The sequence below is a fragment of the Salmonella sp. 741265055_HSA genome (genome assembly GCF_046569525.1).
Classification (GTDB): Bacteria; Pseudomonadota; Gammaproteobacteria; order Enterobacterales; family Enterobacteriaceae; genus Salmonella; species Salmonella enterica.
Window position 1 is genome coordinate 1 of record NZ_JBKFSQ010000022.1, and the last position, 26385, is coordinate 26385.

General features: G+C 52.2%; 21 protein-coding genes and 1 pseudogene. 16 read left to right on the forward strand and 6 right to left on the reverse strand.

All coding sequences use genetic code 11. The features are described from left to right. Nucleotides 1–1054: Ig-like domain-containing protein (locus tag ACLD4K_RS13440; protein ID WP_411012000.1), on the forward strand; the 1054-nt coding region annotated here is incomplete at its 5' end. Between the two features lie 39 nt (nucleotides 1055–1093). Further along, entirely contained in the window at nucleotides 1094–3160 is a 2067-nt protein-coding gene (gene siiF, locus ACLD4K_RS13445) for an SPI-4 type I secretion system protein SiiF (protein ID WP_061372459.1), read from the forward strand. 424 nt (nucleotides 3161–3584) lie between these two features. Here the strand turns inward: siiF and ACLD4K_RS13450 are convergent, their stop codons facing one another. Then, nucleotides 3585–3866, reverse strand: a complete 282-nt coding sequence (locus ACLD4K_RS13450; protein ID WP_000719058.1) for a YjcB family protein — start codon at nucleotides 3864–3866, stop codon at nucleotides 3585–3587. Nucleotides 3867–4427: 561 nt separating this feature from the next. On the opposite strand from ACLD4K_RS13450, the gene ACLD4K_RS13455 reads away from it, so the two are divergent. Then, nucleotides 4428–6029, forward strand: coding sequence for an EAL domain-containing protein (locus tag ACLD4K_RS13455; RefSeq protein WP_411012001.1), 1602 nt, complete (start codon nucleotides 4428–4430; stop codon nucleotides 6027–6029). Here ACLD4K_RS13455 and soxS read toward each other — a convergent pair. Beyond that, nucleotides 6017–6340 (reverse strand): superoxide response transcriptional regulator SoxS, encoded by a 324-nt coding sequence (gene soxS, locus ACLD4K_RS13460; protein WP_000019483.1) that lies wholly within the window; start codon nucleotides 6338–6340, stop codon nucleotides 6017–6019. The two genes, ACLD4K_RS13455 and soxS, sit on opposite strands and share 13 nt — an antisense overlap. Nucleotides 6341–6426: 86 nt before the next feature. Here soxS and soxR point away from each other — a divergent pair, with 86 nt between their 5' ends. From soxR to ACLD4K_RS13480, 4 genes are all read left to right on the forward strand, one after another. After that, nucleotides 6427–6885 carry a redox-sensitive transcriptional activator SoxR gene (soxR, locus tag ACLD4K_RS13465; protein WP_000412686.1) on the forward strand — a complete coding sequence of 153 codons (459 nt, stop codon included), beginning with the start codon at nucleotides 6427–6429 and terminating at the stop codon, nucleotides 6883–6885. Nucleotides 6886–7177: 292 nt separating this feature from the next. Next, entirely contained in the window at nucleotides 7178–7846 is a 669-nt protein-coding gene (locus ACLD4K_RS13470) for a glutathione S-transferase family protein (RefSeq protein ID WP_058331896.1), read from the forward strand. A 346-nt stretch (nucleotides 7847–8192) separates the two neighbouring features. After that, entirely contained in the window at nucleotides 8193–9542 is a 1350-nt protein-coding gene (gene ghxP / locus ACLD4K_RS13475; RefSeq protein ID WP_000106907.1) for a guanine/hypoxanthine transporter GhxP, read from the forward strand. A 149-nt stretch (nucleotides 9543–9691) separates the two neighbouring features. Further along, entirely contained in the window at nucleotides 9692–11338 is a 1647-nt protein-coding gene (locus ACLD4K_RS13480; RefSeq protein ID WP_411012002.1) for a Na+/H+ antiporter, read from the forward strand. A gap of 94 nt (nucleotides 11339–11432) precedes the next feature. Here the strand turns inward: ACLD4K_RS13480 and ACLD4K_RS13485 are convergent, their stop codons facing one another. Continuing rightward, nucleotides 11433–12320 carry a LysR family transcriptional regulator gene (locus ACLD4K_RS13485; RefSeq protein ID WP_411012003.1) on the reverse strand — a complete coding sequence of 296 codons (888 nt, stop codon included), beginning with the start codon at nucleotides 12318–12320 and terminating at the stop codon, nucleotides 11433–11435. A gap of 103 nt (nucleotides 12321–12423) precedes the next feature. Between ACLD4K_RS13485 and ACLD4K_RS13490 the strand changes: the two genes are divergently transcribed. Further along, the gene (locus ACLD4K_RS13490) at nucleotides 12424–12834 is read left to right on the forward strand and encodes a CidA/LrgA family protein (RefSeq protein WP_000257347.1); all 411 of its coding nucleotides are present in this window, start codon (nucleotides 12424–12426) and stop codon (nucleotides 12832–12834) included. Then, on the forward strand, nucleotides 12827–13516 hold the full coding sequence (locus ACLD4K_RS13495) for an LrgB family protein (RefSeq protein ID WP_001067096.1): 690 nt from the start codon (nucleotides 12827–12829) through the stop codon (nucleotides 13514–13516). The genes ACLD4K_RS13490 and ACLD4K_RS13495 overlap by 8 nt, the downstream gene beginning before the upstream one ends. 38 nt (nucleotides 13517–13554) lie before the next feature. Here ACLD4K_RS13495 and actP read toward each other — a convergent pair whose 3' ends face one another. The 3 genes from actP to acs form a co-directional block, all read right to left on the reverse strand. Then, nucleotides 13555–15204 (reverse strand): cation/acetate symporter ActP, encoded by a 1650-nt coding sequence (gene actP, locus ACLD4K_RS13500; RefSeq protein WP_000832529.1) that lies wholly within the window; start codon nucleotides 15202–15204, stop codon nucleotides 13555–13557. After that, nucleotides 15201–15515, reverse strand: a complete 315-nt coding sequence (locus ACLD4K_RS13505) for a DUF485 domain-containing protein (RefSeq protein WP_411012020.1) — start codon at nucleotides 15513–15515, stop codon at nucleotides 15201–15203. The genes actP and ACLD4K_RS13505 overlap by 4 nt, the downstream gene beginning before the upstream one ends. A 240-nt stretch (nucleotides 15516–15755) precedes the next feature. Then, nucleotides 15756–17714 carry an acetate--CoA ligase gene (gene acs / locus ACLD4K_RS13510; RefSeq protein WP_411012004.1) on the reverse strand — a complete coding sequence of 653 codons (1959 nt, stop codon included), beginning with the start codon at nucleotides 17712–17714 and terminating at the stop codon, nucleotides 15756–15758. A 431-nt stretch (nucleotides 17715–18145) separates the two neighbouring features. Here acs and nrfA point away from each other — a divergent pair, with 431 nt between their 5' ends. The 7 genes and pseudogenes from nrfA (at nucleotide 18146) to gltP (ending at nucleotide 26384) form a co-directional block, all read left to right on the forward strand. Continuing rightward, nucleotides 18146–19582 (forward strand): ammonia-forming nitrite reductase cytochrome c552 subunit, encoded by a 1437-nt coding sequence (nrfA, locus tag ACLD4K_RS13515; protein ID WP_411012005.1) that lies wholly within the window; start codon nucleotides 18146–18148, stop codon nucleotides 19580–19582. A 111-nt stretch (nucleotides 19583–19693) separates the two neighbouring features. Beyond that, on the forward strand, nucleotides 19694–20260 hold the full coding sequence (gene nrfB / locus ACLD4K_RS13520; protein ID WP_000115065.1) for a cytochrome c nitrite reductase pentaheme subunit: 567 nt from the start codon (nucleotides 19694–19696) through the stop codon (nucleotides 20258–20260). Next, a complete protein-coding gene (gene nrfC / locus ACLD4K_RS13525; protein ID WP_001278030.1) occupies nucleotides 20257–20928 on the forward strand; it encodes a cytochrome c nitrite reductase Fe-S protein in 672 nt (223 codons plus the stop codon). The genes nrfB and nrfC overlap by 4 nt, the downstream gene beginning before the upstream one ends. Further along, nucleotides 20925–21881, forward strand: coding sequence for a cytochrome c nitrite reductase subunit NrfD (gene nrfD / locus ACLD4K_RS13530; RefSeq protein ID WP_183060035.1), 957 nt, complete (start codon nucleotides 20925–20927; stop codon nucleotides 21879–21881). Before nrfC ends, nrfD begins: the two co-directional genes overlap by 4 nt. Next, a pseudogene (gene nrfF / locus ACLD4K_RS13535) lies at nucleotides 21874–24112 on the forward strand (heme lyase NrfEFG subunit NrfF). Before nrfD ends, nrfF begins: the two are co-directional and overlap by 8 nt. Continuing rightward, nucleotides 24109–24729, forward strand: coding sequence for a heme lyase NrfEFG subunit NrfG (nrfG, locus tag ACLD4K_RS13540; protein WP_411012006.1), 621 nt, complete (start codon nucleotides 24109–24111; stop codon nucleotides 24727–24729). The pseudogene nrfF and the gene nrfG overlap by 4 nt, the downstream one beginning before the upstream one ends. A gap of 344 nt (nucleotides 24730–25073) precedes the next feature. Beyond that, nucleotides 25074–26384 (forward strand): glutamate/aspartate:proton symporter GltP, encoded by a 1311-nt coding sequence (gene gltP, locus ACLD4K_RS13545; protein WP_000793278.1) that lies wholly within the window; start codon nucleotides 25074–25076, stop codon nucleotides 26382–26384. Nucleotide 26385: the final 1 nt, after the last annotated feature.

Genomic DNA, 26385 nt, shown 5'->3' on the forward strand with positions numbered 1-26385 from the left:
CTATCAGGCGACGCAAGGCGCGGATGGCTGGACCTTCGCGCCGCCAGCCGCCTGGAGTGACGGTACCTACACGCTGAGCGTGACGGTGGTGGATCGCGCGGGGAATTCACAGCAATCTGCCTTGCTGGAGGTGACGGTTGACTCAACGCTTACGGTGCCAGAGATTGCGCTGGCAGCAGGTGAAGACAATGGCGCTTCAGACAGCGATAACGTGACGAATCACCCCCAGCCTAAGTTCACGCTGCAGCATATTGATGCTGATGTGACCGGGGCGACCGTAAACGTGACGCATAACGGCGTGACAGACATCTATCAGGCGACGCAAGGCGCGGATGGCTGGACCTTCGCGCCGCCAGCCGCCTGGAGTGACGGTACCTACACGCTGAGCGTGACGGTGGTGGATCGCGCGGGGAATTCACAGCAATCTGCTTCGCTGGAGGTGACGGTTGATTCAACGGTGACAGTAACAGCGGATAACCTGCATGACGATGCGAGCGATGACGCCACGCCAACAGTGGTTACTCCACCGGAGTCTGAAACAGCGAATGCCGAAAGTGATACGCATCTTCGTACAGTGCCGTCTGCGGCGGAAGAAAGCGTGGTGAAGGAGACAGCCTATAGTATTACCTTGTTAAACGCTGACTCTGGGGATGAAATAGATCGTTCAATTAGTCAGACACCTTCTTTTGAAATATCAGTACCTGAGAATATTGTTAATGTCAGTGTTATGTTTGAAGGAGAAGAGTTTACTCTGCCGATAACTAACCAGAAAGCAATATTCGAAGTTCCGCTATCTTTGGACGATGGTGAATATACTATGGACGTGAAATTCATTGATAAGGACGCTGATTTCCTGATTAAGGAGAAAACATTCTCAGTCGATCACTCCTCGGCGGATATTGTGAACGCAATGAATGCAAGAGGAAAGACCGAGGATGATATTAATGATTCCCCTTCAACAAGTTCTGTAGGGCACAACAATAACGGCGCTATTGATGTTTTCGCCGTTAATGAAGTTACGCTACCTGTAGATAATCAAGAAGAACACGCATAATAACGGAGACCCCTCACCTTTGGGTGAGGGGGTTTACTTATGGATAAAAAACTAGAACCTTATTATTTAAGTGCGGAAACGGCATTATCTATAGTGTCTAAAAAATTCAACATAAAAATTGACATCAAAGAGGATGATATAAATTTAAGATTTAAAAAGTACGACAGAAATAACACTGATGACTCTATACAAATGAAGAATTTCTTTCTGTCGTTAGGGCTTTCTCTACAGGATGTATTATTTAGTAATGGTGAGGATTTACTAAATGAGCCTATGCCGATTTTACTATTAACACCAGAAATGAAGTGGATGGTGTGTGTGAGTGGCGGGCAAAAAATAAAGTTGGTAAACGCGCGCGGTGAACTCTGTTATGTTGAAGTTGAAGATGAATATTTAAAAGAGTTATCTGCATTTAGTATACTACCTTTAAATAAAGTTGTTGATAGTATAAGAGTAAAAAACATCATAAAAAACTCTTTATCGATGAACAAGATTTTTTATACTAAATACTTCTTTTCATCTCTTTTTATGGCAATTTTTGCGTTAACTATCCCAGTATTTAGTAATCTGTTCTATGATAAGCTTGTTCCAAGCGCTTCGGTTTCATCTTTATTTGGCGTGGCTATAATTGTTGCTGTATTTATTATTTTTGAGTTTATCCTTCGCACTTCGAAAGATATTTATCAGTCTATCACAGCAAGGCAGGATGACGTCGATATTGATATCGCATTTCTTGAGGCGGTCCTTTATAGTAAAAAGAAAAATGGCAGATCCATGTCATCAGCATTTGTGCTATGGAATGAGTTTCAGAAAATTAAACCCGTTTTATTAAACTCGATCTTTCAACGTATAGCCGATATTCCAATATTTATTATATTTCTTATTGTTATATATATAAATTTAGGTCTGGTCGTTATTGTACCTGTTACCATGTTTATCGTCTCTATTATTATTTCCATCGTTAACCACCATTATACTAATGAGTTAATGAACAAACAAAAAGAAGGACAGAAGAACAGGAATATTTTCATCTCAGAAGTTTTCTTATCTATTAAAATGATCCATACCTTAAATAATCAAGGTTTACTTTTTGATTGGGTTAATACATCAAATGAACAGTCGTATCTTAACCTGAAGATAAGGAAATTAAATCTTATCTATCAATCTATATTGGGTAGTATGTCATCTATTACCCAAATAACTATTATGGTAATAGCCTTTTTTATGGTAATTAAGGGTGATGTTACCACTGGCGCAATTGTTTCATCTGTCATTGTCTCTGGTCGTATCTCCGGAATCATTTCGAATTTTTCTTCTACATTAATCTCTATTTTATCAGCAGAAAAAACCGGTAAGGATCTGCTTTCTTTTTTTGATGAAGATCAGGCAGAAAAAACACCGGCATTACAGTCCATATCAAAGTGCAATGGCGATATCTCTATCCGGGGCGTGAGTTATCAGTATGATGCTCAATCTCCGATGATTATTAACCGACTGTCTATAGACATACCTGCGGGGCAACGTGTCGCGGTGGTAGGCGAATGTGGAGCAGGAAAAAGCTCATTACTGGGAATGCTATCTGGCTACCTTTCGCCAACAGACGGCGCCATCTTATATGATGGATATAACTTAGGACATTTATCGCAGAACTTTTTTTCTCAGCATTTAAGTGTGGTGACGACACATGATGTTTTATTCACCGGAACCATTGAAAGTAATTTCGCGTTAAAACCGCAAAACGACAGGGGACGAGTACTCAAGGCGCTTCATCTGGCGAACTGTGGTTTTATCTTGCAACATCCTATGGGGCTGAAGTTTCCGGTGAATTTTATGGCTAAAAACCTGTCATCCGGACAGCAGCAGCAGTTATTATTAGCACGTAGTCTGAGCAGTAACGCCAGCGTCTTTTTATGGGATGAACCAACATCCAATCTGGATGAGAATACCGAGAAGCAAATTTTTGATAACTTAGATGAGTTTATTCATGGGAAAACGTTAATCATGGTGACGCATCGTCGATACCTGATAAAGTATTTTGACCGGGTTCTGGTAATGAAAGGTGGAAAAATAATCCGTGATTGTTCTCCGGATAAATTATTAACGTAAAATAAGCAGCGCTTGTCGCTGTTATCAGGCGGTGCTACTTAGAGCCTATCCCATTAGGGCTATTTTACTTGCCATTTTGGACCTGGGCAGTGCTCAAAATCCTCACGTACTACGTGTACGCTCCGGTTTTTGCGCGCTGTCCGTGTCCAAACTGGCTGCGCCAATAACGCCTGGTGGGATAGGCTCTTAATAAAAAAGACCCGTTGCACAAACGGGTCTTTTTGTCATTTAACGAGTCGGCAATGTTTTCAATAAGTTTAGCTCGATTCTGTTAGGGCTATTCCACTTGCCATTTTTGGATAACCACACCTGGCGGCCCTCATCAACGGCTATGTGAAGGACGTGATGGTTCGCAAGGCTACCCCTGGCGCGCGATTCCGCGTTGAGATAACCGGTGGGCGGCTTCAGCGGCAGCGATAGCGTATCAGGTCAGCACCATCGGCCATTCTGGCGGGGTCTGGCTCATCGTTTCGACCATTACGGCTTCAATGTTATGCCAGATCGCAGCGAGATCCATCATGGTAATACCGAGTAAACCGGTGGCAAACCAGCAGGCGGATACCACGCCCAGACCGCTACTGATCACCGCCAGACCAATATAATCTGATTTACGGAAACGGATATTGAGCGTGCTGGCTAAAAACATGAGCACGGCGCTCAGCAGTTGCCAACGGAGAAGAACGACACCAGTGGTTATGGCAGCCATGAAACATTTCCTCTGAATAGACCTTTGTCCAGGACAGCACGGCGTTGTTCCCGGGAAATGTGGGACATTCTGGCTATCAACGGACATCACATCAACATCGAATGAAACATTGTTTCTGTTTCATTGTTTTTGTGAACTATATCACAAAAACAGGCTTATTCGCCAGATCGGCAATGTATTTTTTGTGCGTTTTATAACCTTATTTTTTGTGTGACTTCTGTGCGTCCGTAGAGAAACTGCCGGAAAGCAAAGATGTATTATTACTACTCTTTTATTTTTTCCGTGAAATTCAGACCTGATAAAAATATCAAGTTATTTATCAAAAGAAAGGAGTAAAGATGTATACCCCATCGTTTACTTAGGTATAAATCTGATATTATCAAAAATATTTAGCGTCCTGCCTGGTATGTGAGAGATATTGCGCGTAGTTATTAATAGTAAATGTTGATCGGTAAAAGTCTGTTGCTAATATTGATAAATTCATGCACCGTAAACCTCCGTTTGGTTCACGTCTTATTTTGCCAACAATAGTCACAAATAATGCAGGGAAATAGGCTGAAAATGAGTCAAAGCACACGACGCAAGGTGTTGAGATTTCTCGGAACGATCATTGTGGTGTTACTTCCTGTATTGCTGGCTCTCTGGTTTGCTCATATCCGGGCAGTCTCTGAAACCAGAAATCAGTTACATTCATTTGCGCAGTTGGTATTAGATAAAGCGGAGCGGGTTATCCTGCAAGCAGATTTAGCCCGCGATGCCGCTGAACAATATCAGGGGCAAGCCTGTACGCCAGCCCATCAACAGCGAATGCTGAATATTATCCGCGGTCGTTTGTACATTAATGAGTTGATTTATGCTAAGGGCCAGCGTTTTCTATGCTCTACGGTTATGACGCCAACAAGTCCTTATTTTATTCCCCGCGCTGACTATAAACGAAAGCCTGACATCGCTATTTATTACTATCGTGATACGCCTTTTTTCAACGGTTATAAAATGACATATATGCAGCGGGGAAACTATGTCGCGGTTATCAATCCCTTATCTTATAGCGAGGTGATGTCAGACGATCCGGCGTTGGCCTGGGGAATGTATGATACGGTGACCAACACCTTTTTCTCCCTGAGTGAACAGGCGCAGGCTGATCAGCTATTACCTTTGGTACGACGGAGTGAACCTGTGTTCCAACAGGGTGAGCGTTTTTATACTCTGGTTAAATCAGCAAAACGACCGGTTGCCGCGATTGTTTCAACCTCAAAGCAACGCTTTTACCAGAACCTCTTTCATCAGCTTACGTTAACGCTACCGTTAGGGATCATCTGTAGCATTATCGTCTTATTTATGTGGTCACGATCCCGGCAGGCATATTACTCACCGCGTCGATTGCTGCAACGGGCCATTACCAGGCACCAGCTTTGCCTTCATTATCAGCCGATCATTGATATCCGAAATGGGACATGTGTAGGTGCCGAAGCGCTATTGCGTTGGCCGGGCTATCACGGTCCGGTGATGAGCCCGTGCGAATTTATTCCGCTAGCGGAAAAAGAGGGGATGATTGAGCAGATCACCGATTATGTCGTCGAAGAGGTATTTAATGATTTAGGTGGTTTTCTGGCCGCGCACCCGCATCTTTATGTCTCTATCAATCTCTCTGCCGCCGATTTTCTCTCTTCCCGACTAATTGTGATGATTCATGAAAAAACGCGTCAGCATTCAGTGCTTGCGCAACAGATAAAGGTTGAAGTGACTGAGCGCGGATTTATTGATGTGCCTAAAATGACGCCGATTATTCAGGCGTTTCGCCAGGCGGGATACGAGGTGGCAATTGATGACTTTGGTACCGGCTATTCGAACTTGCATAACCTGTACTCATTAAATGTCGACCTTTTAAAAATTGATAAATCTTTTGTCGACACGCTAACCACTAATAGCGCCAGCCATTTGATTGTGGAGCATATTATTGAAATGGCGCAAAGTTTGCGGCTAAAAATCATTGCTGAGGGGGTTGAAACGGCTGAACAGGTTAGCTGGTTGCTAAAACGCGGCGTTCAGTATTGTCAGGGATGGCACTTTGCGAAAGCGTTACCGCCGCAGGAATTCATCGTCTGGCTACAACAAACGCCCGCGCCTCTGACGATACGCGGGCAGACGCCCTACAGGCGGTGACGGTAATCGCTGGGAGTGCGATCGAACTCGCGGCGGAATACACGCGAGAAGGTTTGCTGCGATACATAGCCCAGGTCCATCGCGATATCAAAAATCGGGCGCTCGGTCGTTCGTAGTTCCACGGCCGCCAACAGGAGACGGCGCTGGCGAATATACTCGCCTAATGTTTGATGCGTTACCGTACGAAACATCCGCTGCAAATACCACTTGGAGTAGCCCGATTTTTTTGCCACCACATCAATGTTTAGCGGTTGGTCGATATGTTCATCAATCCATTCGATAAGGGTCTGAATTATCTGCTGATGCGACATATTGTTGCCTCTTAAACAGTATTCGATTCGTCGTTTTGTCTGCGGGCGAGTATAATTCCTCAAGTTAACTTGAGGTAAAGCGATTTATGGAAAAAAAATCTCCCCGTTTAAAAGCCTTACTGACGCCGGGGGAAGTTGCGAAACGTAGCGGTGTTGCTGTGTCCGCCCTGCACTTCTATGAAAGTAAAGGGCTAATTACCAGTATCCGTAATAGCGGTAACCAACGGCGATACAAGCGTGACGTGTTGCGTTATGTCGCGATTATCAAGATCGCCCAGCGTATTGGCATCCCGCTGGCAACTATCGGCGACGCGTTTGGTATCTTGCCGGAAGGGCATACGTTAAGCGCGAAAGAGTGGAAGCAGCTCTCCTCGCAGTGGCGCGAAGAGTTAGACCGACGTATTCATACGCTGGTGGCGTTGCGCGATGAGCTGGACGGTTGTATCGGCTGCGGCTGTTTATCGCGTAGCGACTGTCCGCTGCGAAATCCAGGCGACAGGCTTGGCGAACACGGGACGGGCGCCCGGCTGCTTGAAGATGATTAACATGCACTCGGCCATCGGGCTGAGTTCACCTAAAACTAAAGCGCCGCTAAGGGCGCTTTAGTTTGTTTCCGGTCTTTGTCTTTCGCTCTATCCCGCTGATTACAGGAGGGTTTCCCCCGACGTCAACACCCCTCATATCGAGCACGTGGTGGAGGTTCCGGTTTGTGTTGATACTGTAAGTGTAAGCGACGACGCCCTGTTCGCCAGCGAAATGCTGATTTTTTAGCCGAAATTTTTACGGCAACTGCCATAATTTTCTATAGTTAGTTGGCATACCTTGCAGGAGACAGCCATGCTGACGGTGCACCATTTAAATCAGTCTCGTTCGCAGCGCATCCTCTGGGCGCTGGAAGAGCTGGCGTTGCCTTACCAGATTGTGCGTTACCAGCGTGAAAAGACCATGCTGGCGCCGCCGGCATTGAAAAAAGTGCATCCGCTGGGTAAATCTCCGGTTATCGAAGATAACGGTATGGTTATTGCGGAATCGGGCGCCATCCTGGAATATTTGCAGGACACTTACGACAGTATCGGACGCTTTAAACCTGCGGATGCGCAGGGGAAACAACACTATCGATTCTGGCTACATTACGCTGAAGGTTCGCTCATGCCCTTGCTATTGATGAGACTGCTCTTTACCTCTCTGGGTAAACCGCCGGTACCATTGGGCCTGCGAACGTTGGGCGGCGTTATCGGTAAGGGCGCGCAAAAAGCGTACCTCAATCCGCAACTGGAAACCCATGCGCGCTTTATTGACGGACATCTGGCAAATCACCCCTGGTTTGCCGGAGAGCAGTTAAGTATGGCGGATATCCAGATGAGCTTCCCGCTATTTGCGCTGCTTGCCCGAGGCGGGATCGCTCATCTCGACCATATCAACGCATGGAAAGCGCGGGTAGAAATGCGTCCAGCCTGGCAGCGAGCGATTCAGCAGGGCGGTCCGTTTACCATTCCCGGCGGATAATGGCGTTTTTGTGAGCAGATTGCGCAACGTATTTGCTAACAGCGATGCGAAAAATTGTTGCTGGATTGCGCAGGGACGATAACGTTTGCGCATCGTCTGGCGATTTATTGAGCATACTAAGCAGAAAAGCATAAAAAGCGGCAAAGTTCAGTTGAAAAAGCGTTTATGATCGCTGGATAATCGTTTGCTTTTTTTTGCCACCCGTTTTGTATACGTGGAGCTAAACGTTTGCTTTTTTGCGGCGCCCCGGCTGTCGTAAATGTAGCACAAGGAGATAACGTTGCGCTGTTAGTGGATTACCTCCCACGTATACCGACGAATAATAAATTCTCAGGGGATGTTTTCTATGTCTACGCCTTCAGCGCGTACCGGCGGTTCACTCGACGCCTGGTTTAAAATTTCACAACGCGGGAGCACCGTTCGCCAGGAAGTCGTTGCTGGCTTAACCACGTTTCTTGCGATGGTTTACTCCGTCATCGTGGTGCCAGGGATGCTGGGTAAAGCCGGGTTCCCGCCTGCTGCCGTCTTTGTAGCGACCTGCCTGGTCGCAGGCGTCGGCTCTATCGTTATGGGGCTTTGGGCGAATCTGCCGCTGGCTATCGGTTGCGCTATCTCGTTGACAGCGTTTACCGCGTTTAGCCTGGTCCTGGGGCAGCATATTAGCGTCCCGGTCGCGCTTGGCGCCGTATTCCTGATGGGCGTACTGTTTACCGTTATCTCCGCCACCGGCATTCGTAGCTGGATTTTGCGTAACTTGCCACAGGGCGTGGCCCACGGAACCGGTATCGGTATTGGCCTGTTTTTGTTGCTGATTGCCGCCAACGGCGTCGGCCTGGTCATTAAAAACCCGCTGGATGGCCTGCCGGTCGCGCTGGGCGATTTCGACACCTTCCCGGTGATTATGTCGCTTGTAGGGCTGGCTGTTATTCTCGGTCTGGAAAAGCTGAAAGTCCCCGGCGGCATTCTGTTGACCATTATTGGCATTTCTATTGTGGGTTTGCTCTTCGATCCTAACGTCCATTTTTCCGGCATTTTCGCCATGCCTTCGTTGAGCGATGAAAACGGCAACTCACTGATCGGCAGCCTGGATATTATGGGCGCGTTAAACCCTGTCGTTCTGCCAAGCGTACTGGCGCTGGTGATGACGGCGGTGTTTGATGCGACCGGCACGATCCGAGCGGTCGCAGGGCAGGCTAATCTGCTGGACAAAGACGGACAAATTATCGATGGCGGCAAAGCGTTAACCACCGACTCCCTGAGTAGCGTTTTCTCCGGCCTGGTCGGGGCGGCGCCAGCCGCGGTGTATATCGAGTCTGCGGCTGGTACGGCGGCGGGTGGTAAAACGGGCCTGACGGCGATTACCGTGGGCGTGCTGTTTTTGCTGATCCTGTTTCTTTCGCCGCTCTCTTATCTCGTTCCCGTCTACGCAACCGCCCCGGCGCTCATGTATGTCGGTCTGCTGATGCTGAGTAACGTGGCGAAAATCGATTTTGCTGATTTCGTCGATGCGATGGCGGGGCTGGTAACGGCTGTATTTATTGTACTGACCTGTAACATTGTCACCGGGATTATGATCGGCTTTGCCACGCTGGTCGTCGGGCGTCTGGTTTCCGGTGAATGGCGTAAGCTGAATATCGGAACTGTCGTCATTGCGGTCGCGCTGGTCGCTTTTTATGCCGGCGGCTGGGCTATCTAGCTCTGCCTTCATTCTGAAAAACGGGCGGCGTTGGTCGCCCGTTTTCATTTTCAGGACACATCACATTACCTTTTGCGTTAATCTGAAGAAGGTGAAACCGAGGCATGATGCCTCTCTCCATCATAAAAAACATCGCAAACAGGGAACGCATGGAAATTTTCTTCACAATACTCATCATGACCCTTGTGGTCTCGCTGTCGGGGGTATTTACGCGTGTATTACCCTTCCAGCTTCCTTTACCCCTTATGCAGATCGCCATTGGCGCGCTGTTGGCGTGGCCGACGTTTGGTTTGCATGTGGAATTCGACCCGGAACTCTTCCTGGTGCTGTTTATTCCGCCGCTGCTGTTTGCGGATGGCTGGAAGACGCCGACCCGTGAATTTCTTGAGCATGGACGAGAGATTTTCGGGCTGGCGCTGGCGCTGGTCCTGGTAACGGTCGTTGGAATCGGCTTTCTGATTTATTGGCTGGTGCCCGGTATTCCGCTGATCCCCGCCTTTGCGCTGGCCGCCGTGCTGTCGCCGACCGATGCGGTAGCGCTCTCCGGAATTGTGGGCGAGGGGCGTATCCCGAAAAAAATCATGGGCATTCTGCAGGGAGAGGCGTTAATGAACGACGCCTCCGGTCTGGTATCGCTGAAATTCGCCGTCGCGGTGGCGATGGGGACGATGGTCTTTACCGTCGGCGGCGCGACGCTGGAATTTTTTAAGGTCGCTATCGGCGGTATTCTGGCGGGTTTTGTGGTCAGTTGGCTGTATGGCCGCTCGCTGCGTTTTTTGAGCCGCTGGGGCGGCGATGAACCCGCGACGCAAATCGTCCTGCTGTTTCTGCTGCCCTTCGCGTCTTATCTGATTGCCGAACATATTGGCGTCTCAGGCATCCTGGCCGCGGTTGCCGCCGGGATGACCATCACCCGTTCTGGCGTAATGCGCCGCGCGCCGCTGGCAATGCGTTTGCGCGCGAACAGTACCTGGGCGATGCTGGAATTTGTCTTTAACGGTATGGTCTTTCTGCTGTTGGGACTGCAATTGCCGGGGATTCTGGAATCTTCGCTGGCGGCGGCGGAAGCTGACCCGAATGTCGAAACCTGGATGCTCTTTACCGATATCGTGCTGATTTATGCGGCATTGATGCTGGTTCGCTTCGGCTGGCTGTGGACCATGAAAAAGTTCAGCCTGCGCTTTTTGAAGAAGAAACCGATGGAGTTCGCCAACTGGACGTCGCGTGAAATTCTGATTGCTTCCTTCGCTGGCGTTCGTGGGGCGATCACCCTGGCTGGTGTGCTCTCTATACCGTTACTTTTGCCGAATGGCAGCGGATTTCCGGCGCGTTATGAACTGGTATTCCTGGCGGCTGGCGTCATTCTGTTCTCGTTATTTGTCGGCGTAATCATGCTGCCGCTGCTGTTGCAACATCTGGAAGTCGCCGATCATGCGCAACAGTTGAAAGAGGAGCGTGTCGCCCGCGCGGCGACGGCGGAAGTGGCGATTGTCGCCATTCAGAAAATGGAAGAGCGTTTGGCGGCGGATACCGAAGAAAACATCGATAATCAGCTGCTTACTGAAGTAAGCTCGCGTGTCATTGGTAACTTGCGTCGCCGTGCCGATGGGCGAAACGATGTCGAAAGCTCCATACAGGAAGAAAACCTGGAGCGACGTTTCCGTCTTGCCGCGCTGCGTTCCGAACGCGCCGAGTTGTATCATCTGCGCGCCACACGAGAAATCAGCAATGAAACATTGCAAAAGCTGCTGCACGACCTGGATTTGATGGAAGCGCTACTGATAGAAAATCAGTAGTCCTTGTGGCCCGGTGGCGCCATGCTTACCGGGCCTACAAGTAGGCCGGATAAGGTGCTTGCGCCGCCATCCGGCAAGGGTTTTAACCCATGGCTTACGGTTGTTGCAGCCAAAATCCTTCGCAACAGGTTAACCACGCCCGCGCGCTGTGCGACAGATACACGCCCTCTCGCCAAATCATGCCCAACTGCCAGCGGAGATCGCTTTCCAGCGGTAGCCAGCGCAGCGTGGCCTTATCCAGACGCTGACAAATCGGCTCCGGCAAAATGGCGATGCCGACACCCGCTTGCACCATGGCGGCGAGAAAATCCCATTGCCCGCTGCGCACGGCAATCCGTGGTTTTACGTCATGCTGGCTAAATAAGGTCATCAACTGGCGGCTCAGGGCAAAGTCTTCGTTATAGATAAGAAGAGGATGCTCCGCCAGAGCTTCAGGCGCGATGGAGTCGCAGGTTGTCCACTGACCGGAACGGGGAACCAGTACGCACAGCGGATGACTGAACAGCGATAACGTCGTCAGCCCGCTCGCTTCTTCCACCGGGAGCGCGGTCATCGCAACATCCAGCTCGCCATTCATTACCGCCTGCTGTACCGTCAGGCCGCCAAACTCCGAAATTTTGAGTTCAACGCCAGGGTAGCGTTGTCGAAACAAACTGATTGGCCCGGCCATCAACATGCCGACCATCGGGGGAATACCCAGCCGCAGCACGCCCTTATTGAGATGGTTAATATCGCTCAACTCAGCCTCTAACTGGCGAAACTCAGCGAGGATCGCCAGACCGCGTTCAAACACCACGCGTCCGGTATCGGTCAGCAATAACTTACGTCCGTCGCGGATCAGTAGCGTACAGTTAAGCTCATCTTCAAGATTTTTCAGCATCTTGCTAATGGTGGGCTGGGTGACAAATAACTTCTCCGCTGCGCGGGTGAAACTTTGCTGGCGCACCACCTCGACAAAATAACGCAGCGTTCTGATATCCATGATTATTCCTTCCGACTATGCCTGCAATGATTTTAATTCATTTCTGCCCGTGACGGAGGTTCTCTATACTGGCGCTCCGTATTATTTTTCAGGACATTCCCTCATGGCTGTGGCGATAAGCCGCGTTACGCCTGCCGTTGTGCAACGACTCCAGGTACCGGTTCAGGTACTGCTCTATGCAGGTTTATTCATTTTTTCCCAATATCTTGTCTCCTGGCTGCACCTGCCGTTGCCCGCGAATCTGGTCGGCATGGTGCTTATGTTGGCGCTGATCGTTTGCCGGATTATTCCGCTTAGCTGGGTACGCGCAGGCGCACGCTGGCTGCTGGCGGAGATGCTGTTATTCTTTGTTCCCGCCGTCGTGGCGGTAGTGAACTATGCCCATCTGTTACTGGTGGACGGCTGGCGCATTTTCTCGGTGATAGCGATCAGTACCTTAATGGTACTCGGCGCGACGGCGTGGGTGGTGGATAAAGTGTATCGCTATGAGATGAGCAGGCTAAACCGTGAATAACGTTCAGTTAAGCGTACTGTGCCTGGTGATTACGCTGGGAATTTACTTCGCCAATAAGCGTCTGTATCGCCGTTTTCGCAAATTGCCGTTGATGCCATTAGTGTTGACGCCGGCACTGCTGGTGTTAATGCTGGTGTTCGGTCATATCTCCTGGCAAAACTACATTGGTGAATCGCACTGGCTATTGTGGCTGCTCGGCCCGGCGACTATTGCCTTTGCGGTGCCGGTGTACGATAACCTCGCGATTATCAAACGTCACTGGATGTCGCTCACCGCGGGCGTAGTGACGGCGACGGTGGTGGCGGTCACCAGTTCCGTTTGGCTGGCGCGTCTGTTCACGTTATCGGATGAGATTCAGCGTAGTCTGGCGGTACGTTCCGTTACCACGCCATTTGCACTGGCGGCGGCAGAACCCCTGGGCGGGCAGCCAGATCTGGTGGCGCTGTTCGTGGTCGTCACTGGCGTGTTTGGCATGGCGGTCGGCGACGCGCTATTTTTGCGTCTCTCTATCCGGGAAGGCATGGCAAAAGGGGCAGGATTCGGCGCGGCGTCACATGGGGCGGGCACGGCGCGTTCCTATGAACTTGGTCAGCAGGAGGGCGTCGTCGCCAGTCTGGTCATGATGCTGTCCGGCGTGGTGATGGTGCTGGCAGCCCCGCTGGTGGCGAGGGTGATGTTCTGATTTTCCTCCGACCCACAGGGCCGGAGGAAACGGTAAGATTAATGCGCACGCCCTTGTTGTACGCCGAATCCCGTTTGGGAGCGGATAAACTGAGCGCGGAACTGCTCACGTTCACGGTTGCCTTCTGCCGAGTTATCGGTGGCCGAGAAAAACCAGATCCCCAGGAACGCCACGCTGATAGAGAACAGCGCCGGATACTCATACGGGAAGATCGCTTTTTCATGGCCGAGGATCTGCACCCAAATGGTAGGGCCAAGAATCATCAGCACCACCGCTGTCAGTAAACCTAACCAGCCGCCCAGCATAGCGCCGCGCGTGGTCAGTTTTGACCAGTACATGGAAAGCAGAATGATGGGGAAGTTGCAGCTCGCGGCGATAGCAAACGCCAGGCCCACCATAAAGGCGATGTTCTGATTTTCAAACAGGACGCCGAGGATAATGGCGATCACGCCCAGCACCAGGACGGTGATTTTCGACACCTTCAGCTCTTCACGTTCGGTTGCGCCTTTGCGGAACACGTTGGCGTACAAGTCATGCGACACCGCCGATGCGCCCGCCAGCGTCAGACCGGCGACCACTGCCAGAATGGTGGCAAACGCCACTGCCGAAATAAAGCCGAGGAACAGGTTGCCGCCTACCGCGTTGGCCAGATGCACCGCCGCCATGTTATTGCCGCCAATCAGCGCGCCCGCCGCATCTTTATAGGCGGGATTCGCCCCCACCAGCATGATAGCGCCGAAACCGATAATAAAGGTCAGAATGTAGAAATAGCCCATAAAACCGGTGGCATAGAACACGCTCTTGCGCGCTTCGCGGGCATCGCTGACCGTAAAGAAACGCATCAGAATATGCGGCAATCCGGCGGTGCCGAACATCAGTCCCAGACCCAACGACAACGCCGAAATCGGATCTTGCACCAACCCGCCCGGACTCATAATGGCTGAACCTTTCGGGTGTACCGCCATGGCTTCGGTAAACAGATTATTGAAGCTAAAGCCGACGTGTTTCATCACCATAAAGGCCATAAAACTGGCGCCAAACAGCAACAGGACGGCTTTGATAATTTGCACCCACGTTGTCGCCAGCATCCCGCCGAACAGCACGTACATCATCATCAGCACGCCGACCAGCACCACGGCGATGTGATAGTTGAGACCGAACAGCAGTTCAATCAGTTTACCGGCGCCGACCATTTGGGCGATAAGATAAAGCGCCACCACTACCAGGGAGCCACAGGCCGAAAGAATACGGATTGGCCCCTGTTTCAGGCGATAAGAGGCAACGTCAGCAAAAGTATAACGTCCCAGATTACGCAGGCGCTCGGCAATCAAAAACAGGATGATTGGCCAGCCGACAAGAAAGCCCAGCGAATAGATCAGCCCGTCATAACCGGAGGTAAACACCAGAGCGGAAATGCCGAGAAATGACGCGGCGGACATATAGTCGCCGGCAATCGCCAGGCCGTTCTGGAACCCGGTGATATTGCCGCCTGCGGTGTAGTAGTCGCTACGGGAACGTACGCGTTTAGAGGCCCAGTAGGTAATACCGAGCGTAAACACGACGAAAATCAAAAACATGATAATCGCCTGCCAGTTGGTGGGCTGGCGTTCAACCGCGCCGCTAATGGCATCCGCCGCATGAGCGGCGAAGGGGAGTGCGGCGGCAAGCGCCGTCAGAACTCTCTTCATAATGCTTTCACCTCATGCAGTACGGCGTTATTAAGACGATCGAATTCGCCGTTCGCCCGCCAGATATAAATTCCGGTCAACACAAAAGAAATCACAATCACCCCGACGCCAATGGGAATTCCTCGGGTGACGCTGGTTCCCGCATGTAGAGGCGTGCCCAGCCAGCCAGGCGCGAAGGCGATCAGTAAAATAAAGCTAATATAAACCGCCAGCATGATAACCGACAGAATCGTGGCAAACCGTTGCCGTTTTTCAACTAACTCCCTGAAACTCGCACTGTCTTCTATCCGCTGATAAATTGGGTCATTCATCACAGAGCTCTCCAGAGGTCCCCCTGCGTCTTTCGCGCTACAGGCGTGTTGGCCGCACTCGCGCGCCCCAGCCATATAGTGAACTATGCTGCTGGGGATGTGCTCGCTTGCCGCCTTCCTGTAACACGAAATCCTTTGGGGGAGGGTTTTTTTATATTTCCCTCTCCCGGTTTGAGAGAGGGCAGGGGTAGGGTCGTAGGCCGGATAAAACGCTTTCGCGTTGCCATCCGGCATTTATGGTTATGACGGCATCGCGATGGCCTGCTTCTCTTCGAGCAGTTTCTCCACCACGCCAGGATCGGCGAGAGTCGAGGTATCGCCCAGATTGCTGGTATCGCCCGCCGCGATTTTGCGCAAAATACGGCGCATAATTTTGCCGGAACGGGTTTTTGGCAGTGAGTCGGTCCAGTGCAGCACGTCCGGCGTCGCCAGCGGGCCAATCTCTTTACGTACCCAGTTGCGCACCTCCGCGTACAGTTCTGGCGACGGCTCTTCGCCGTGGTTGAGCGTCACATAAGCGTAAATCGCCTGACCTTTGATAGCGTGTGGAATACCCACCACCGCCGCTTCGGCGATCTTCGGATGCGCCACCAGCGCCGATTCGATTTCCGCCGTACCCAGACGGTGGCCGGAGACGTTTAACACGTCATCCACGCGACCGGTGATCCAGTAATAGCCGTCTTCATCGCGACGCGCGCCGTCGCCGCTGAAATACATATTCTTAAAGGTAGAGAAATAGGTCTGCTCAAAACGTTCATGATCGCCGAACAGAGTGCGCGCCTGGCCCGGCCAGGAATCGGTGATGACCAGATTGCCTTCCGTCGTGCCTTCTTGCGGATGGCCTTCGTTATCCACCAGCGCAGGCTGTACGCCAAAGAAAGGACGGGTGGCGGAACCGGCTTTCAGTTCGATAGCGCCTGGTAGCGGCGTGATCATAAAACCGCCTGTTTCAGTCTGCCACCAGGTGTCGACGACCGGACATTTTTCATTGCCGATCTTCTTCCAGTACCATTCCCACGCTTCGGGATTGATCGGCTCGCCGACGGAACCCAGAATGCGCAGTGAAGAACGGTCGGTACCTTCAATGGCTTTATCGCCTTCCGCCATCAGCGCGCGGATGGCCGTCGGGGCGGTATAGAGAATGTTGACCTGGTGTTTGTCGACCACCTGGCACATGCGAGCGGGCGTTGGCCAATTCGGCACGCCTTCAAACATTAAGGTGGTCGCGCCGCAGGCCAGCGGGCCATACAACAGATAGCTGTGCCCCGTCACCCAACCCACATCGGCGGTACACCAGTAAATATCGCCAGGGTGATAATCAAAGACATACTTAAAGGTGGTCGCGGCGTAGACCAGATAGCCGCCGGTGGTGTGCAGCACGCCTTTCGGCTTGCCGGTGGAGCCGGAGGTATAAAGGATAAACAGCGGATCTTCGGCATTCATCGCTTCAGGCTGGTGCTCAGGGCTGGCTTTTTCAATCAGATCGCGCCACCACAGGTCGCGGTCTTCTTGCCAGTCAATGTCGCTGCCGGTGCGCTTCAGGACGATCACATGCTCAACGCTAGTGACATTCGGGTTTTTCAGCGCGTCATCGACATTCTTTTTCAGCGGGATACTGCGTCCGGCACGTACACCTTCGTCAGCGGTGATCACCAGCCGCGAGCTGGAGTCGATAATGCGTCCGGCGACGGCTTCCGGCGAGAACCCCCCGAAGATCACCGAATGCACCGCGCCGATGCGGGCGCAGGCCAACATTGCCACCGCCGCTTCCGGCACCATCGGCATATAAATCGCTACCACATCGCCTTTTTTAATGCCCAGATCCAGCAGTGTATTCGCGAAACGGCAGACATCGCGATGCAGTTCGCGATAAGAGATATGTTTACTCTGCGACGCGTCATCGCCTTCCCAGATAATGGCGGTGCGATCGCCATTTTCCTGCAAATGGCGGTCAAGACAGTTCGCCGCCAGATTCAGCGTGCCGTCCTCGTACCATTTAATCGACACATTGCCTGGCGCAAAGGAGGAGTTTTTCACTTTTTGGTACGGCGTGATCCAATCGAGAATTTTTCCCTGTTCGCCCCAAAACGTATCGGGGTCGTTAATAGACTGTTTATATTTAGTCTCATACTGCTCTGGATTTATCAGGCAACGATCCGCAATGTTGGCGGGAATGGCGTGTTTATGTGTTTGGCTCATGCTGTTGTTCTCCTTGTAGGATGTTAATAATATGTCGCATAAACGTTAAATGTAGGGTCTTAATAAGTTTTGTTTAGTATTTGGGCGACAGATCACGCAAAAAGGGAACTGTGCAAATAAGCAGCAATCTATTTTTTGATTGTGTCCCGCAAAATTAGATAAATTTTCGGGATAACATGACGTTATATGAAATTTTTTAAAAAAGTGATCCGTGTCCGGAAATCACAAAAGAGAGGGAGTTTTGTCCAGGTTACTAACTCTAAAGTGGTATTTTACATACACTTACAATTGATTAAAGACAACATTTTAAGTGTGGTTATTTGTTACACATAGAGGAGAGCAATGTAATAACAGTATTTGTGCGGTTGCTGTTATGGAAAACGATAAAAAATCGCCGTTAAAGATAATGGCGCAATCTGGATGAGACCTCTATGGCAAGGAAAACACTACGCGCACGCCGTTTCTTCAGCCTTATATTTCCTTTTTTCTTCATTACCTCTGTTTACGCTGAGCAAACGCCTGTATCCGCAAAAACCGTTACTGTTGAAGCGAAAAATGAAACGTTCGCGCCTCAACACCCCGACCAATATCAGTCATGGAAAGCGACGTCAGAACAGTCTGCCCGTGAAGATGCGCTGGCGGAAGACCCTCGTCTGGTGATCCTGTGGGCGGGCTATCCCTTCTCCCGTGATTACAACAAACCACGCGGCCACGCGTATGCGGTAACTGACGTGCGCGAAACACTGCGTACCGGCGCGCCAAAAACAGCGGAAGACGGCCCGCTGCCGATGGCCTGCTGGAGTTGTAAAAGCCCCGATGTCGCGCGCCTTATCCAACAAGAAGGCGAAGACGGCTACTTCCATGGCAAATGGGCGCGCGGCGGCCCGGAAATTGTCAACGATTTGGGCTGTGCCGACTGTCATAACACCGCGTCGGACGATTTCGCCCAGGGGAAGCCAGCATTAACGTTGTCGCGCCCCTATGCTGAACGGGCGATGGAGGCTATCGGCAAACCGTTTGAGAAAGCCAGTCGCTTTGATCAGCAATCGATGGTCTGCGGCCAGTGCCACGTGGAGTACTACTTTGACGGTAAAAACAAAGCCGTTAAGTTCCCGTGGGATGAGGGCATGAAAGTCGAGAACATGGAGCAATACTACGACGCCATCGCCTTCTCTGACTGGACAAACTCGCTGTCGAAAACCCCAATGCTCAAAGCGCAGCACCCGGAATATGAAACCTGGAGCGTGGGCATTCACGGTAAGAACAACGTGACCTGTATCGACTGCCACATGCCGAAAGTACAGAACGCCGAAGGCAAGCTCTACACCGACCATAAAATCGGCAACCCGTTCGACAATTTCGCGCAAACCTGCGCCAACTGCCACACCCAGGACAAAGCGTCCCTGCAAAAGGTGGTCGCCGAGCGTAAACAGGCGATTCATGACCTGAAAATCAAGGTTGAAGATCAACTGGTACATGCGCATTTCGAAGCGAAAGCCGCATGGGATGCGGGGGCGACAGACGCGGAAATGAAACTGATTCTGAACGATATTCGCCACGCGCAGTGGCGTTGGGATCTGGCGATTGCGTCACACGGTATTCATATGCATGCCCCGGAAGAAGGTCTACGGATGTTAGGCAGTGCGATGGATAAAGCCGCGGATGCCCGTACTAAACTGGCGCGACTGCTGGCGACCAAAGGCATTACCCATGAAATTCCGCTGCCGGATATTTCGACGAAAGAGAAGGCGCAGAAAGCGATTGGTTTGAATATGCAACAAATCAACGCGGAGAAGCAGGACTTCCTGAAAACGGTCGTACCGCAGTGGGAAGATCAGGCGCGTAAAAACGGTCTGTTAAGCCAATAACCTCACATGTGACAAATTTGCCGGATGACAGCGCAAGCGCTTTATCCGGCCTACAGAAGTCTTGTAGGCCTTAAAGCTGCGCGCCATCAGGCATTATGTAATGGAGTGAATATGAGCGTATTACGTTCGTTATTAACTGCTGGGGTGCTGGCGTCAGGCCTGTTCTGGAGCCTGAGTGGAATCACTGCCACGCCAACGCCGCAGGAGTCGGATCAACGCTGGACGGTCACCCAGCAGCGTAATCCGGATGCTGCCTGTCTGGACTGTCACAAGCCGGACACCGAAGGTATGCACGGTAAACATACGGGCGCTATCAACCCGAACAATAAATTGCCGATAACCTGTACCAACTGCCACGGTCAACCGTCGCTTCACCACCGTGAAGGGGTGAAAGATGTGATGCGTTTTAACGACCCGATGTATACGGTAGAGCAGCAGAACAGCGTCTGTATGTCCTGCCACTTGCCTGAACAACTGCAAAAAGCGTTCTGGCCGCACGATGTTCATGTTACTAAAGTGACCTGCGCCAGTTGCCATTCCCTGCATCCGCAGCAAGACACGATGCAGACGCTAAGCGAGAAAGGTCGGATCAAAATATGCGTGGATTGCCACAGCGATCAGCGTACTAACCCGCACTTTAATCCGGCGTCCGTTCCGTTGCTTAAGGAGCAGCCATGAGTTGCACCCGACGTCAATTTATTACCCGCGTCGGCGCGCTGGCGGCGGTCAGTGGGATGGCAGGACGCGTTGTAGCGAACACGTTGAATATTAACGGCGTGCGTTATGGCATGGTACACGATGAGTCATTATGCATCGGCTGCACGGCCTGCATGGATGCCTGTCGGGAAGTCAACACCGTGCCGGAAGGCGTATCGCGCCTGACGATTATTCGCAGCGAGCCGCAGGGGACGTTTCCTGATGTGAAATATCGCTTCTTCCGCCACTCGTGCCAGCATTGCGACCATGCCCCCTGCGTTGACGTCTGCCCGACCGGCGCATCATTCCGCGATGCCGCCAGCGGTATTGTCGACGTGAATCCGGACCTTTGCGTCGGCTGTCAGTACTGCATTGCCGCGTGTCCCTACCGCGTGCGCTTTATCCATCCGGTCAGTAAGACGGCGGATAAGTGCGATTTCTGCCGGAAAACCAACCTGAAAGCGGGCAAACAGCCCGCCTGCGTTGAGTCATGTCCGACGAAGGCGCTGACGTTTGGTAATCTGGACGATCCCAACAGCGATATCTCCCGTTTGTTGCGGCAAAAAACCACCTATCGTTACAAGCTGGCGCTGGGCACAAAACCGAAGGTCTATCGCGTTCCCTTTAACTATGGGGAGGTGAGCCAATGACCCCCGCTTCTGCATTTCATTTTGCATCACTGGTGTGGGACTGGCCCATCGCCATCTATCTGTTTCTGATTGGCATCTCCGCCGGACTGGTCACGTTGGCGATTCTGCTGCGCCGCTTCCATCCGGAGGCGGGCGGTTCGGACAGCACGCTGCTGCGCACTACGCTGGTGTTAGGGCCGGGGGCGATTATTCTTGGTCTGCTGATTCTGGTCTTCCACCTGACGCGCCCGTGGACCTTCTGGAAGCTGATGTTCCACTACAGCTTTACCTCGGTGATGTCGATGGGGGTGATGCTGTTCCAGTTGTACATGGTAGTGCTGGTGCTGTGGCTGGCAAAAATCTTTGAAAAAGAGGTGATTGCCCTGCAACAGCGTTGGCTGCCGCGTTTAGAGCTCGTGCAGAAAGTGTTGGCGCTAATAACGCCGTTTCATCGCGCGCTGGAGACGTTAATGCTGGTACTGGCGGTTCTGCTCGGGGCGTACACCGGGTTTCTGCTGTCGGCGCTGAAATCCTATCCGTTCCTGAATAACCCGATCCTGCCGGCGCTGTTTCTGTTTTCCGGCATCTCCTCCGGCGCGGCGGTGGCGCTGATCGCTATGGCGTTATGCCATCGTAGCAACCCGCACAGCACCGAGGCGCGCTTTGTACATCGCATGGAAACCCCGGTGGTATGGCTGGAGATCTTCCTGCTGGCGGCCTTTTTTATCGGGCTGGCGCTGGGCGATGACGGCAAAATGCGGGCGCTGGCGGCGGCGCTGGGCGGCGGATTCTGGAGCTGGTGGTTCTGGCTTGGGGTCGTAGGGCTGGGATTGATTATCCCGCTGCTGCTGAAACCCTGGGCAAATCGTAGCGTCACGTTTCACGGCGTGCTGACCGTTAGCGGCGCCAGTTTGACCGGCGTGCTGCTGCTGCGCTTTTTCATTCTTTATGCGGGACAGCTAACGGTTGCATAATCTGGACATCTTCCTTCCTGAAGCCGGATTTCTGGCGCTGTTGTTGAGTCTCGGGGTCAACGTGTTGACCCCGCTGGCGACGTGGTGCGGGATGGGGCAGCATTGGCGCGGCGTCATGCGCCTGACGACCTGCGGCGCGTGGACGGCGTTCACGCTGCTGCTACTGGCGTTTGCGATTCTGGTTAGCTGTTTTCTGACCAGCGATTTTTCGGTCGTTTATGTTGCGCAGCATAGCCATAGTCAGTTGTCATGGGGACTGAAACTGGCGGCGGTATGGGGCGGTCATGAAGGCTCGCTCCTGCTGTGGGCGCTGCTTCTTTCGGGGTGGACGGCGCTATTCGCCTGGCGCTCCCGGCATGAATCTGACGCGCTTTTTCCGCTGACCCTGAGCATCTTGTCCCTCATTATGGCCTCGCTGCTGCTATTTATTGTGCTGTGGTCCGATCCGTTCCTGCGTATTTTCCCTCCCGCCATGGAAGGGCGCGACCTTAATCCCATGCTGCAACATCTGGGGCTGATCTTACATCCGCCGCTGCTCTATCTGGGTTATGGCGGCCTGATGACCGCGGCGAGCGTAGCGCTGGCTTCGCTACTGTGCGGCGGCTTTAACGCGGCAACCGCCTGGGTGTGCTGGCGCTGGGCGTTACCCGGCTGGTGCGCTCTGACGCTGGGTATCATTCTCGGATCGTGGTGGGCGTATTGCGAATTGGGCTGGGGCGGCTGGTGGTTCTGGGACCCGGTGGAAAATGCCTCGTTGTTGCCGTGGCTTGCCGCCAGCGCGTTGCTGCACAGTCTGTATGTCAGCCGCCAGCGCGGGGGCTTCCGTCACTGGTCGTTGCTGCTGGCGATACTGACGCTGATCCTCTCGTTGCTGGGAACGCTGATTGTGCGTTCCGGCATTCTTGTTTCGGTACATGCCTTTGCGCTGGATAACGTGCGCGCGGTGCCGCTGTTTACCCTTTTTGCCGCGTTAAGTCTGGCATCGCTTGTTCTGTACGGCTGGCGGGCGCGGGAGCCGTATCCGGCGACGCGTTTGGGCGGCGGAAAGTGCGAAACGCTCATTCTGACGACGCTGCTGCTCTTTAGCGCCGTCTTGTTGATCGTGCTGGTCGGGACGCTCTACCCCATGATTTATGGTTTGATGGGCTGGGGAAGGCTTTCGGTGGGCGCGCCCTATTTTAATCGCGTCACGCTGCCGTTTGGCCTGCTGATGCTGGTGGTTATCGTGCTTGCGACAATCAGAAGCCGCAAAGTCTCTGTGCATCGTCAGCTTCCGGCATTGCTGGCGCATACGGGCGTATTTATCTTTGCCGCCGGGATCATGGTTTCCAGCGGCAGTCGGCATGAAATCAGCCTTAACCTCAGCCCGGGGCAGCAGGTGGTACTGGCGGGCTATACCTTTCGTTTCGAGCGTCTGGATCTGGAAGCCAAAGGCAACTACACCAGTGAAAAAGCGCGGATCACGTTGTGGCGGAATGAAAAACGCATTGGCAGCCTGCAGCCTGAAAGGCGCTTCTATGCCGCACGACGTCAACAGATGATGGAGCCGGGGATTCACTGGAACCTGCTACATGACTGGTACGCGGTGATGGGCGAAAAAACCGGACCGGACCGTTACGCCATGCGCTTATACGTGCAGACCGGCGTGCGCTGGATCTGGGGTGGGGGATTGTTGATGGTGTGTGGAGCGCTGCTGAGCGGATGGCGGGGGAGGAAGCGTGACGCGTAAATTACTCACAGCGTTGCCGGATGGCGGCGTAAACGCCTTATCCGGCCTACAGGATGCGCAAACCGTAGGCCGGATAAGCGTAGCGCCATCCGGCAGAAAGTTTTTACTCTTAACGATCGTCCTGTTTTTAATCACCTTCGCCACCCACGCCCAGGTGGTGGATACCTGGCGCTTTGACAATCCACAACAGCAGGAAAAAGCGCTGTCTATTGCCGGTCAACTGCGCTGTCCGCAGTGTCAGAACCAGAATTTGCTGGAATCCAATGCGCCCGTGGCGGTCAGTATGCGCCATCAGGTTTACAGCATGGTGGCCGAAGGTAAAAGCGAAGCGGAAATCACCGCCTGGATGACCGACCGTTATGGTGATTTCGTACGCTACAACCCGCCGTTGAATGAGCAAACGCTGCTGTTGTGGGCGCTGCCGTACCTGCTGTTATTGCTGGTGGGTGTGGTGGCCTGGCGGGTGAGAAAGCGTCAGCACGCAGAGGAGGGGGAACAATGAGCCAGTCTGAACACTCCACTGCGCCGTTACGTCCCATGCCCGTAAAGCGTCTGGCGGCTGCGGCGGTGTTGATGGTGGCTGTCTGTATCGGCGGCTATCTGTTGACGCCGAAATGGCAGGCTGTGTGTAGCGAGCAACAGCGTCTGGCCGATCCGCTACGTGACTTTACGAACCCGCAAACGCCAGAGGCACAGCTTTCCAGGCTGCAAGAAAAAATCCGCGCCAATCCGCAGGATAGCGAGCAATGGGCGCGGCTGGGCGAGTATTATCTCTATCGCAATGCGTATGACAATGCGCTGCTGGCATATCGTCAGGCGTTGCGTCTGCGAGGCGATAACGCGCAGCTTTTCGCCGCGCTGGCAACGGTGCTGTATTACCAGGCCGGGCAACATATGACGCCTGCGACGCGTGAAATGATTAATAAAGCGTTAGCGCTGGATGCGACAGAAGTGACCGCGCAGATGCTGCTGGCGGCGGATGCGTTTATGCAGGCGGATTATGCGCAAGCCGTGTCGCTGTGGCAAACCTTACTGGATGCTAACTCGCCGCGAGTGAACCGCACGCAGCTGGTAGAGGCCATTAATTTGGCTAAATTGTTACAAAATCGGCAGAAATAATTTTTTCTTTTTTGTGACTTTTGTCATGTGTGCTGTTTAAAAAAACGGCGAATGAGACACAAGTAAAAATTAATTACCTCAGTGTATTATTCGTTTTTGACGAAGTAAAAAACTTTCCATAACAAATAGTTATTCATCATTAACGCCATAAACTCGCGTTATTATGCATAAAAACAGCCAAAAGCCCTGTTATGAAAGGGTTGCGCAAGACGCTATGCAAATGATACTGATTATGCGCGTTAAAAAACTCTACAAACCAACGCAACACAAATCATACCCTTTCAGTATGTATTGCTCCCATGCTTTCGGCGGAGAGCAACGCTTCATCGAGGAAGTCTGTTGTTATGAAAAATTTGAAAGTCAGCCTGGCCTGGCAAATTTTGCTGGCTATGGTGCTGGGCATTCTGTTGGGCAGCTATCTGCATTATCACAGTGACAGTCGTGAATGGCTGATTGCCAACCTGCTGTCGCCTGCTGGCGATATCTTTATCCATCTGATTAAAATGATCGTCGTGCCGATCGTGATCTCGACTCTGATTGTCGGCATCGCCGGCGTTGGCGATGCAAAACAGCTAGGCCGTATCGGCGCCAAAACCATTCTCTATTTTGAACTGATCACCACGGTGGCGATTATCCTCGGCATTACGCTGGCGAATGTCTTTCAGCCAGGCTCAGGCATTGATATGTCGCAACTGGCGACCGTCGATATTTCGAAATACCAGAACACCACGGCGGAAGTACAAAGTCATGCGCATGGGCTGATGGGGACGATACTGTCGCTGGTGCCGACCAATATCATCGCATCGATGGCCAAAGGGGATATGCTGCCAATTATCTTTTTCTCGGTCCTGTTTGGGCTGGGGTTGTCGTCCCTGCCGGCAACGCACCGCGAACCGCTGGTGACTGTATTTCGTTCCATCTCTGAGACCATGTTTAAAGTCACCCATATGGTGATGCGCTATGCGCCAGTGGGCGTTTTTGCGCTGATCGCCGTCACGGTGGCGAATTTTGGGTTCGCGTCGCTGTGGCCGCTGGCGAAACTGGTGCTGCTGGTACACTTTGCTATTATCTTCTTTGCGCTGGTGGTGCTGGGCATCGTGGCGCGCCTGTGCGGGTTAAGTATCTGGATTCTGATTCGCATTCTGAAAGATGAATTGATTCTGGCGTACTCGACCGCCAGCTCCGAGAGCGTGCTGCCGCGCATTATCGAGAAGATGGAAGCTTACGGCGCGCCAGCCTCTATCACCAGTTTCGTGGTGCCGACCGGTTACTCATTTAACCTCGACGGCTCCACGTTATACCAGAGCATCGCCGCCATTTTTATCGCGCAGCTATACGGTATCGACCTGTCGCTGTGGCAGGAAATTGTACTGGTGCTGACGCTGATGGTGACGTCGAAAGGGATTGCCGGCGTGCCAGGCGTTTCCTTCGTGGTGTTACTGGCGACGCTGGGCAGCGTGGGCATTCCGCTGGAAGGGCTGGCGTTTATCGCCGGTGTCGACCGTATCCTCGACATGGCGCGTACTGCACTAAATGTGGTGGGGAATGCGCTGGCGGTGCTGGTGATCGCCAAGTGGGAACACAAGTTTGACCGTAAAAAAGCGCTGGCCTACGAGCGCGATGTGCTGGGCAAATTTGATAAGACCGCCCAATAAC

Excerpts from the sequence above, each read along its gene's own strand:
- siiF (WP_061372459.1), top strand. The coding sequence starts at position 1,094 with ATGGATAAAAAACTAGAACCTTATTATTTAAGTGCGGAAACGGCATTA.
- ACLD4K_RS13450 (WP_000719058.1), bottom strand. The coding sequence starts at position 3,866 with ATGGCTGCCATAACCACTGGTGTCGTTCTTCTCCGTTGGCAACTGCTG.
- ACLD4K_RS13455 (WP_411012001.1), top strand. The coding sequence starts at position 4,428 with ATGAGTCAAAGCACACGACGCAAGGTGTTGAGATTTCTCGGAACGATC.
- soxS (WP_000019483.1), bottom strand. The coding sequence starts at position 6,340 with ATGTCGCATCAGCAGATAATTCAGACCCTTATCGAATGGATTGATGAA.
- soxR (WP_000412686.1), top strand. The coding sequence starts at position 6,427 with ATGGAAAAAAAATCTCCCCGTTTAAAAGCCTTACTGACGCCGGGGGAA.
- ACLD4K_RS13470 (WP_058331896.1), top strand. The coding sequence starts at position 7,178 with ATGCTGACGGTGCACCATTTAAATCAGTCTCGTTCGCAGCGCATCCTC.
- ghxP (WP_000106907.1), top strand. The coding sequence starts at position 8,193 with ATGTCTACGCCTTCAGCGCGTACCGGCGGTTCACTCGACGCCTGGTTT.
- ACLD4K_RS13480 (WP_411012002.1), top strand. The coding sequence starts at position 9,692 with ATGGAAATTTTCTTCACAATACTCATCATGACCCTTGTGGTCTCGCTG.
- ACLD4K_RS13485 (WP_411012003.1), bottom strand. The coding sequence starts at position 12,320 with ATGGATATCAGAACGCTGCGTTATTTTGTCGAGGTGGTGCGCCAGCAA.
- ACLD4K_RS13490 (WP_000257347.1), top strand. The coding sequence starts at position 12,424 with ATGGCTGTGGCGATAAGCCGCGTTACGCCTGCCGTTGTGCAACGACTC.
- actP (WP_000832529.1), bottom strand. The coding sequence starts at position 15,204 with ATGAAGAGAGTTCTGACGGCGCTTGCCGCCGCACTCCCCTTCGCCGCT.
- ACLD4K_RS13505 (WP_411012020.1), bottom strand. The coding sequence starts at position 15,515 with ATGAATGACCCAATTTATCAGCGGATAGAAGACAGTGCGAGTTTCAGG.
- acs (WP_411012004.1), bottom strand. The coding sequence starts at position 17,714 with ATGAGCCAAACACATAAACACGCCATTCCCGCCAACATTGCGGATCGT.
- nrfA (WP_411012005.1), top strand. The coding sequence starts at position 18,146 with ATGGCAAGGAAAACACTACGCGCACGCCGTTTCTTCAGCCTTATATTT.
- nrfB (WP_000115065.1), top strand. The coding sequence starts at position 19,694 with ATGAGCGTATTACGTTCGTTATTAACTGCTGGGGTGCTGGCGTCAGGC.
- nrfC (WP_001278030.1), top strand. The coding sequence starts at position 20,257 with ATGAGTTGCACCCGACGTCAATTTATTACCCGCGTCGGCGCGCTGGCG.
- nrfD (WP_183060035.1), top strand. The coding sequence starts at position 20,925 with ATGACCCCCGCTTCTGCATTTCATTTTGCATCACTGGTGTGGGACTGG.
- nrfG (WP_411012006.1), top strand. The coding sequence starts at position 24,109 with ATGAGCCAGTCTGAACACTCCACTGCGCCGTTACGTCCCATGCCCGTA.
- gltP (WP_000793278.1), top strand. The coding sequence starts at position 25,074 with ATGAAAAATTTGAAAGTCAGCCTGGCCTGGCAAATTTTGCTGGCTATG.